Here is an 8059-nt window from a genome sequence, read left to right as displayed (position 1 = left end):
CTGCGCTGGTCATTGCACCGGCTGCGGCACGGACGATTGAGGACACTGGCAGCACCATCTATGTAGGTGAAGAAAACCTGAACCTAAATGCGCTATTTGGTTACCCGGCTGAGGATGACGATCTGGTGGGATACCTGGCTCACTTCAGCGGCAATATTAACGACAGGAATGTCGTGGGAACGCCCATTAAGGTTTCCAACGCACGTAACTTCGCGTTGACTGAAGAGGCAGTTGGAGGCTCTACCGGGATCTGGTATGCTTTTACAAACCTCGCGAACATTACTGATCACAATGGGGATTGGAATGGAACCGTCTTCGTTCAGGAGCCCGCGGCAAACCTTCGCGTCCTGCTGGGTGACAGCGGCACCACGTCCGTGGACGGCCAGTCCGTAACCCGGGCGAACAGTATCCGGTTCCAGATTGACCACAACCTCGCAGGCCTCAATGGCAGCGAATACGGCACCATGCAGGTCCGTGTTACCCTGCCCGGCGGCGGTACGGTGAGCGCTCTCGGTGACAGCGGCGAACTCAATCTTGAGCTCACCGGTCAGCGGGTCAACACGACTCCGATCTCCCTGGCCGGTCTCGGACTTGGCACCTACACCGCCCGTGCGGTCTGGCCCAGCAACTCTGCCGACCTGACGGACAGCAACGCCGTGACCTTCGAGATTGTCTCGGGAACAGTCGCTATCACGTCCAACAAGGACACGGTTGTTCGCGGCAACAGTTTTACCGTGACCATCACCGGCGAGTCGGAGACGGACTACTGGCTGAACGTTACAACTGCCGGTGACGATCTCCCGACGATCAAGCCGAACCAGATCGGTGTAGAGGTAGATGAGAACGACAACTCCAGCGCGACCGTTAAGACCACTGCCGGCGGCACCCGGTCCGTCGAGTTCAGCACTGGCACCAGCACTGAGGCCCGGACCTACACCATCGAAGTCGAGGGTCCCATCGAGGACGGTGTGAAGGCCGACAACAGCAAGACCGACAGCGTCAAGGTGAGAGTTGAAGAAGGTACGGTCACTGTCGTGGCGTCCGGCACCGGCACCTACTACGTCGGTGAAGAGATTACACTCTCTGGTACCTGCACTGACAACGAGACCGTTTTCCTCTACATGACCGGCCCGAACCTTGGCGCTGGTGGTGTCAATCTTGAAGACCTTGACCCAGTGGAAAACAACCTTCCTGGCACTTTCACTGAGGTAGATGTCGAGGCAGACGACACCTGGTCCTATGACTGGACTACTGGCAACCTCGGCGCCCTTGAGTCCGGTGGCTACACAATCTACGCCGTTGCGGAGCCCAAGGACAGGAACAGCCTCTCCGGTGTCAAGTACGCCACGACTTCGGTCCAGCTCCGGCCCGGGTTTGTTACCGCGACCGTGAGCGGTGCCACTGTTGCGGCCGGTGACGACGTTGTGATCACTGGAACTGCACAGGGCAGCGCAGATGATGTTCGCATCTGGATCTTCGGCAAGAACTTCTATGGTGAAGTTGGCAGCAGCACTGTAGTTGTCAACGAGCCTAGCGTTGAGGATGACGGTACGTTCGAGCACACAATCGACAACACCGATAGTCTCTCCTCCGGCCAGTACTTTGTCATCGTCCAGCACCCGATGACCGGTGGCTATGGAGTTGGAACTGATGGGACGTACCTCACAGGAAGCGGCATACCTGACGATAATGTGAACCTGAAGAACATGCCGGCTTCCGAGGCGGCAAACGCGGTGATCAATGCCCTTGATTCGGCGTATGTCGACGACAGGTACACAAAGCTGACTTTCTACATCGAGGATGCCTGGATCTTCATCGACGCGATCGGTGACAAGGCTGCAGGCAGCACCTTCACGATCACCGGCACCACGAACCTCGCAACCGGCGACCAGCTGATGGTCGAGGTGACCTCCGCTGCGTTCCAGCCGACTGCAGCAGGTGAAACCTCTGCATTCTCCAGCGATTCCGGAACCGTGGAAGTCCAGGAGGGTGACGGTGTGAACACCTGGTCGTTCGAAGTTGACGCAAGCAGCTTCAAGCCCGACCAGTACATGGTCACCGTCGAGTCCATCGAGACTCAGACCTCTACGTCCGCGAACTTCAACGTAGTCGAGGCAGTCCCGACAACTCAGACCACCCCGGTCGAGACCACCCCGGTCGAGACCACCCCGGTCGAGACCGCGACCACCGAAGCCACCCCCACCCAGTCCCCCGGATTCGGAGCACTCCTTGCTCTTGCCGGCCTTGGTGCGGTTGCCTTCCTGGTCCTCCGGCGGGACTAAACCCTAACTAACCCTATTTTTTATTCAAGTCGGTTTTATTGAGCGTCATTTCGGGTATGGGACAGGATGTCAGGCTGTTCGTCCTGGGCCCAAGGTCCTTTTGAATCCCCCGGGCTTCACCCTGAAAAGCACCGAAGAGAGACCCGATTGTCATGGGCTTAACCTGTGTTTTGCCGCCTTCCGGTCAGGATTTGCGGGAGCTAACTCATCCGGATGAATGATGGGGCTGAGGATCAGCATACTCCCCTCGCTGCCTGATGGGCATTTCACCGTATCTGTGTGGATCCGTGCAGAGCGCCACCTCACGCGAAGCCGCGAAAAACGCGAAGGACGGAACGTCCGGAACTTGAGGTGCCACCAGCCGCGTGAGCTGATGGGGTGCTACGTGAAACATTGGATGAAAAATAATCCACCCGGGAAAATCCTTATATCCCCTGCTCCATAAGATCGATGCAGGAGAGGGTTTGAATGAGTCTGCATGCGGAACTGCTCAAAAGAAGGGATGAGATCCTCGAGATCGCAGCCAGACATGGTGCCCGCACCCTCAGAGTCTTTGGATCGGTGGCCCGGGGTGAGGAGACCCCGGCAAGCGACCTCGACCTCCTCGTCGAGTTCGAGCCCGGAAGGAGCCTCCTTGACCACATTGCCCTCGCCCAGGATCTGCAAGACCTGCTTGGCCGTGATGTCGACGTGGTGACCGAGAAAGGACTGCACTGGTATATCAGGGATCGCGTCTGCCGGGAGGCCGTGCCGCTGTGAGTGACGACTGCCTCTATCTCATCCATATCCTCGAGTCGATAGAGCGGATTGAGGATTATACGCGAGAAGGGCGAGACGTGTTCATGAACTCCCCGATGGCACAGGACGCGGTGATACGGAACTTTGAGATTATCGGCGAGGCGGTGAAACAGATTCCGGTATTTCTGAAGGAGGAACATCCAGATATCCCGTGGCGCCGGATTGCGGGTCTTCGTGACGTCCTGATCCACCAGTACATGAGTGTGGACCTGGAGGCCGTTTGGGCTATCACCGGAGAAGATCTCCCTGAGTTCAAGCGGGCAGTTGCGGAGATCCTTGCTGGACTGCAGGGCCGCTGAGCAGCCCGCCCGACCCCTCTCACTATAACCTCACCCAAGCGCCGTCTCGCCTGGATGAGGCGTAGCTCCCGGTCCGGTGCTTCGCCGGGATCTGTATCCACACCAAACGCCGCGAGAGAAGTCCGGGGAATGTTGGGCTCCGGGTAGATGCCGTCTGCCCGCTCCCCCGATCAGCCGTCCTTAAGTAGTACAACACCTCAATCTCAACCAGGATGAGGTTGCTCACATGAAACTGACCGTGAAACTGCTCGACATCGAAAACCGGGGGGTTCTCCTCCACTGCACCGACGCGCAGAGCATGCGGGTCCGCGACGGCGACCGCGTCCAGATCGTCGACGAGGCGACCGGAAAGACCGCCCAGGCTCACGTCGATACCACCGGGTCGCTCATCGAGCCGGGCGTCATCGCCGTCTACCGGCCGGTGAACGCCACGCTCGCCGTCGACGAGGGAACTCCCGTCGAGGTCCGCGGTGCCGAGCGGCCGGCATCCCTTGAGCACATCAAGAAGAAGATGGACGGCGGCCGGTTCACCAAAGACGATACCGTGGATATCGTCAGGGACATCGTCGACGACGTCCTCTCGCCCGGCGAGATCACCGCTTACGTCACCGCTTCCTACATCAACGGCCTCGACATGGACGAGGTGGAGTACCTGACGAGGGCCACGGTCGAGACCGGAGAACGCCTCCGTTTCACCCGGCACCCCGTCGTCGACAAACACTCCATCGGGGGCGTGCCCGGGAACAAGATCACTCTCTTGATCGCGCCGATCATCGCCGCGAGCGGTCTTTTGATCCCCAAGACCAGCTCCCGCGCCATCACCGGCGCAGGGGGAACCGCCGACCTCATGGAAGTCCTCGCGCCCGTCTCGTTCCCGGCGCTCGAGGTGCAGCAGATGACCGAGAAGGTCGGCGGCGCCATCGTCTGGGGCGGTGCCACGAACATCGCCCCCGCCGACGACAAGATCATCACTTATGAATACCCACTCCGGATCGACGCCCGTGGCCAGATGATCGCGAGCGTCATGGCAAAGAAGTTCGCCGTCGGCGCGGATCTTGTGGTCATCGACATCCCGGTCGGCCGGAACACGAAGATTCCGAACCCCCAGGAAGGGCGGAAACTCGCCCGGGAGTTCATCGATCTCGGAGAACGGCTCGGGATGCGGGTCGAGTGCGCGTTAAGCTACGGGGAGTCGCTCGTCGGCCACACCATCGGCCCGAACCTCGAGGTGCGTGAGGCGCTCGCCGTCCTCGAGGGGGCGACCGAGCCGAGCTCCCTGATCCAGAAGAGTATCTCGCTTGCCGGGATCGCGCTCGAGATGGCCGGGAAGGCCGGGCCGGGGCAGGGTGCCCAGGCGGCTGCCGATATCCTCCGGAGCGGGAAGGCGCTCGAAAAGATGCGGCAGATCATCGAGATCCAGGGTGGCGATCCGGGCGTAAAGGCCGACGATATCGTTCCCGGGGAGTACTGTTTCGACGTGCGGGCCCCTCAGGACGGCTACGTCATCGAACTGAACAACAGCGCTCTCGTCACGCTCGCCCGGCTCGCCGGTTCGCCCTATGATCACGGCGCGGGGCTGCTCGTCCACGCAAAGAAAGGGACCCGGGTCAGGAAAGGCGACCCCATCTTCACCATCTACGCCGAGCGGGAATGGCGGCTCGAGCGTGCGATTGAGGTCGGCCGGACGCTGATGCCGGTGCTTGTGGAAGGTATGGTACTTGAACGTATCCCCCATGAACGCTGGGTGTAAACCGAAGCACTCAAATTTTCAAGCGCAGTATACTCCAGCATGAAGAAACGTCGTTTCATCATAGCTCTGCTTATCTCCTGCATCCTTATCTGCTGTACGGCGCAGGCGGTCACCCTGCGCATCAGCGTGGTCGACAAGCAGACCGATGACGCGCTCGCCGATGCCTCCATATACGTCGACGGCGATTACGTGGGAAGGACCGCATCGGACGGCACGTATTCCTACGTCCATTCCGGGAAGAAGGACCTGAACCTGAAAGTCGTGCGGAAAGGCTACCGGAACTGGGTAGACTACGTCAATTACGACGAGTACCGTATGGAGGTTGAAATGGTCCGGGAAGATGTGACCCTCACGTTCGAGCTCTACGATGCAGCGACCCTGAAACCGGTTGTCGGTGCCGTGGTGCGCGCCGAGGGCACGGACTACTCCGATTCGGAGGTCACCGGCAGCAGCGGGAGCGTGAAATTCCCGGTGAAGGCGGGTGAGCTCTATAACGCCGAGATCCGTGCGTCGGGTTATTACGACTTATCGAAGACCGTGCAGGTGGAGAACAGCGACAGGGTCGTCCAGTACTGGCTCTTTTCTAATGACCTCCTGGCGATCCAGGTCCGGGACGCCGAGACCCTTGCTCCCCTCAAAGGCGCGGAGGTGTACATCGACAACGCGCGCGCCGGGGAGACCGATGCCGACGGCAGGCTGCCGCTCCACCTGGAGCGGGCGAAGAGGTATTCCTTCAGGGTCACGGCGCCCGACTATCAGCCCTACCAGGAAAGCCGCTATCTCGAGGTGGACAACGTCCTCTTCACGGCGGACCTCTCGAAATCGGCATACCAGGTGTCGCTGACGGCCTTCGACGAGGCGACGAAGCCTATCGAAGGTGCGGAGATCTACCTCAACGGGACGCTCAAGGGTAAGACCAGCCAGTACGGTCGGTTTGCTCTCTCCGACATCCATGCAGGCACCTACGAGATCCTGGTGCGGGCATCCGGCTACCAGGACTGGGCCGAAACGCGCCAGATCTCCGGCCAGGGAGAGGATATCGTCGCCGAACTCGGTTATGACCGGGCGAGCGTGACCATCCGCGCGAAAGATCCCGACCAGAAAGCGGTGACAAACGCGGTCATTGTCATTGACGGCCAGGTTATCGGGGTGACCGACAGCCAGGGATGCCTCAATACGGCGCTCGTTACGAACAAGGCGTATGCCGTCACCGCTGCCTGTGACGGCTACCGGAACATCTCGGTTAACGCCGATATCCCGCTCGGCACGGCCGAGTTCACCGTCCCGCTCGTCATGGAGCAGGATTTCAACGTCTGGGTGCTCGTGGCCGGCGTCGGGGTTGTTGCCGCGGTCCTCCTCGGTGCGGTCATGTTCGTGCGGCACAGGCGTGCCGGGCAGAATCGGGGCAAGTCACGCGGTCGGGACAGTCTGTAGGCCTCCCCGCCCTCTTCTTCTCCGGTTCGGGTACCGGGACGGTATTTTTCCCGGACCCGATGATTGGATTCGTCCCTGGAGGAAAGATCGTTGTGCGTTCCGGAGACCTGACATATATTCTTTCGTGCCGGCGGGGTTGTGTGGAAAACTTGTTCATTTCGAGCATATATTATTGTTTGATTCGACAAAGGGCTTTTCTGAGCCGTCTATCATACTCACAACGTTTATATGGTATGGTGTGTCAGGAAGACATACGGTGACGTATGAAGGGATGGACGTATGTATGCCTGGCGGTAGGGCTGCTCTTTCTCGCGGCCCCTGCCGGTGCGCTGATACCTGACGATATTACCCTTAACACCAATAAACCGTGGCTGACGGCAGGGAGCACCGAGACTGCGACCGTTACGGTAGAGGTCACGAACAGCAGCAACCCGGTCTCCGGTGTATTTGTGGATTTTGCGGTTGACGACGACGAGTACGGGAGCATCTCGCCCGTGCGTGTGGAGACCGATAGTGCCGGAAGAGCGGCGGCGGCCTTTACGCCCGGGACGCTGAGCGGGACGGCGACGATCACGGCGACGGTGTCGGAGGGGGTGGATGCGCCCCTGACCGGAAGCGTTGAGCAGCAGATCGACCACGCGGCGCCGGATGCTGTCGCCAACCTCTGGTACCAGCCCGAGGTGACCGCCGGGGAGACGACGGAGATTGTTGTCCGGATGGTGGATGAGTATGGGAACGTGGTGGACGGCCGGAATGTGGCCGAGGAAGTGTTCTTCATGGTGGGTTCGCCCACGGGAGGTGCGACGTTCGTTAACGGTACGGACGAGATCACGGTGCCGGTGGACGCGGCGGGGAACGTCACTGCAACGCTCCGGGTCGATACGGTGGCCGGGGAAAATATGGTCTATGTAACATTTCCTGGAAATATCGGGCCACGCTCACTGACTATCACCGGGCTTGCGAACGGAGAGCCGTCGGAGATCTACCAGTCTGTCTCTCCAAAGGTAGAGGATCCGAATCCCGATTACTACCCCGAACTGCCGCTTGGCGAACAGTTCACCATCACCTATGCCCTCTATGACGAGTATGGCAACCCCGCAGGTGACCGGGAGATAAGGGTAAACGTCCAGCCGATATCCGGTTTTCTGAACCCGGAGGAGTTGTTCACCAGAACAAACAGTATGGGTAAGGCGCAGATCACGTACAGATCGCTTGACCGGGTCGGCGTCGCAGAGATAACCGCGACCGCCGTCGACAACAGCAGTGTTTCATGCACACAGAAGGTGGGCTTCTACAGCGCTGACCCGACCGGTGTGGTTCTTACCGCCATCCCCCAGACCATCGCAAGCAGGGATGTGAAAGAGGATATTGTTGCTTCGATCAAAGCGAAGGTAATGGACTCAAAGGGCAACCCTGTTCGAAACGAGAGTGTTTCGTTCAGGATCACCGGGGTCGATGACGAGGGGAATTCGATGACTGACGAGCCCTGGATATCG

6 protein-coding genes are annotated in these 8059 nt (G+C 59.7%); all 6 read left to right on the top strand.

Going from position 1 to position 8059, the window contains the following annotated elements; all coding sequences use genetic code 11:
• Positions 1 to 2282 (top strand): MEMAR_RS02690 family S-layer glycoprotein (locus tag EI28_RS08255; protein WP_082223133.1); only part of this gene is annotated, 2282 nt, incomplete at its 5' end.
• Positions 2283 to 2750: 468 nt separating this feature from the next.
• Positions 2751 to 3041, top strand: a complete 291-nt coding sequence (locus EI28_RS08250) for a nucleotidyltransferase family protein (RefSeq protein ID WP_048114148.1) — start codon at positions 2751 to 2753, stop codon at positions 3039 to 3041.
• Positions 3038 to 3379: a DUF86 domain-containing protein gene (locus tag EI28_RS08245; RefSeq protein ID WP_048114147.1), complete on the top strand. Its 342-nt coding sequence runs from the start codon at positions 3038 to 3040 to the stop codon at positions 3377 to 3379. Before EI28_RS08250 ends, EI28_RS08245 begins: the two co-directional genes overlap by 4 nt.
• A gap of 226 nt (positions 3380 to 3605) precedes the next feature.
• Complete coding sequence (locus EI28_RS08240) at positions 3606 to 5129, top strand: AMP phosphorylase (protein WP_048114146.1); 1524 nt, start codon at positions 3606 to 3608, stop codon at positions 5127 to 5129.
• Positions 5130 to 5168: 39 nt separating this feature from the next.
• A complete protein-coding gene (locus tag EI28_RS08235) occupies positions 5169 to 6563 on the top strand; it encodes a PEGA domain-containing protein (RefSeq protein WP_048114145.1) in 1395 nt (464 codons plus the stop codon).
• A gap of 263 nt (positions 6564 to 6826) precedes the next feature.
• A partial coding sequence (locus EI28_RS08230; protein ID WP_048114144.1) for an Ig-like domain-containing protein occupies positions 6827 to 8059 on the top strand: 1233 nt, incomplete at its 3' end.

Origin of the sequence: Methanoculleus sp. MH98A, from assembly GCF_000691865.1 — an archaeon.
Lineage (GTDB): Archaea > Halobacteriota > Methanomicrobia > Methanomicrobiales > Methanoculleaceae > Methanoculleus.
The sequence above is the reverse complement of the archived record's forward strand: the minus strand, read 5'-3'. Positions and strand labels throughout refer to the sequence as shown.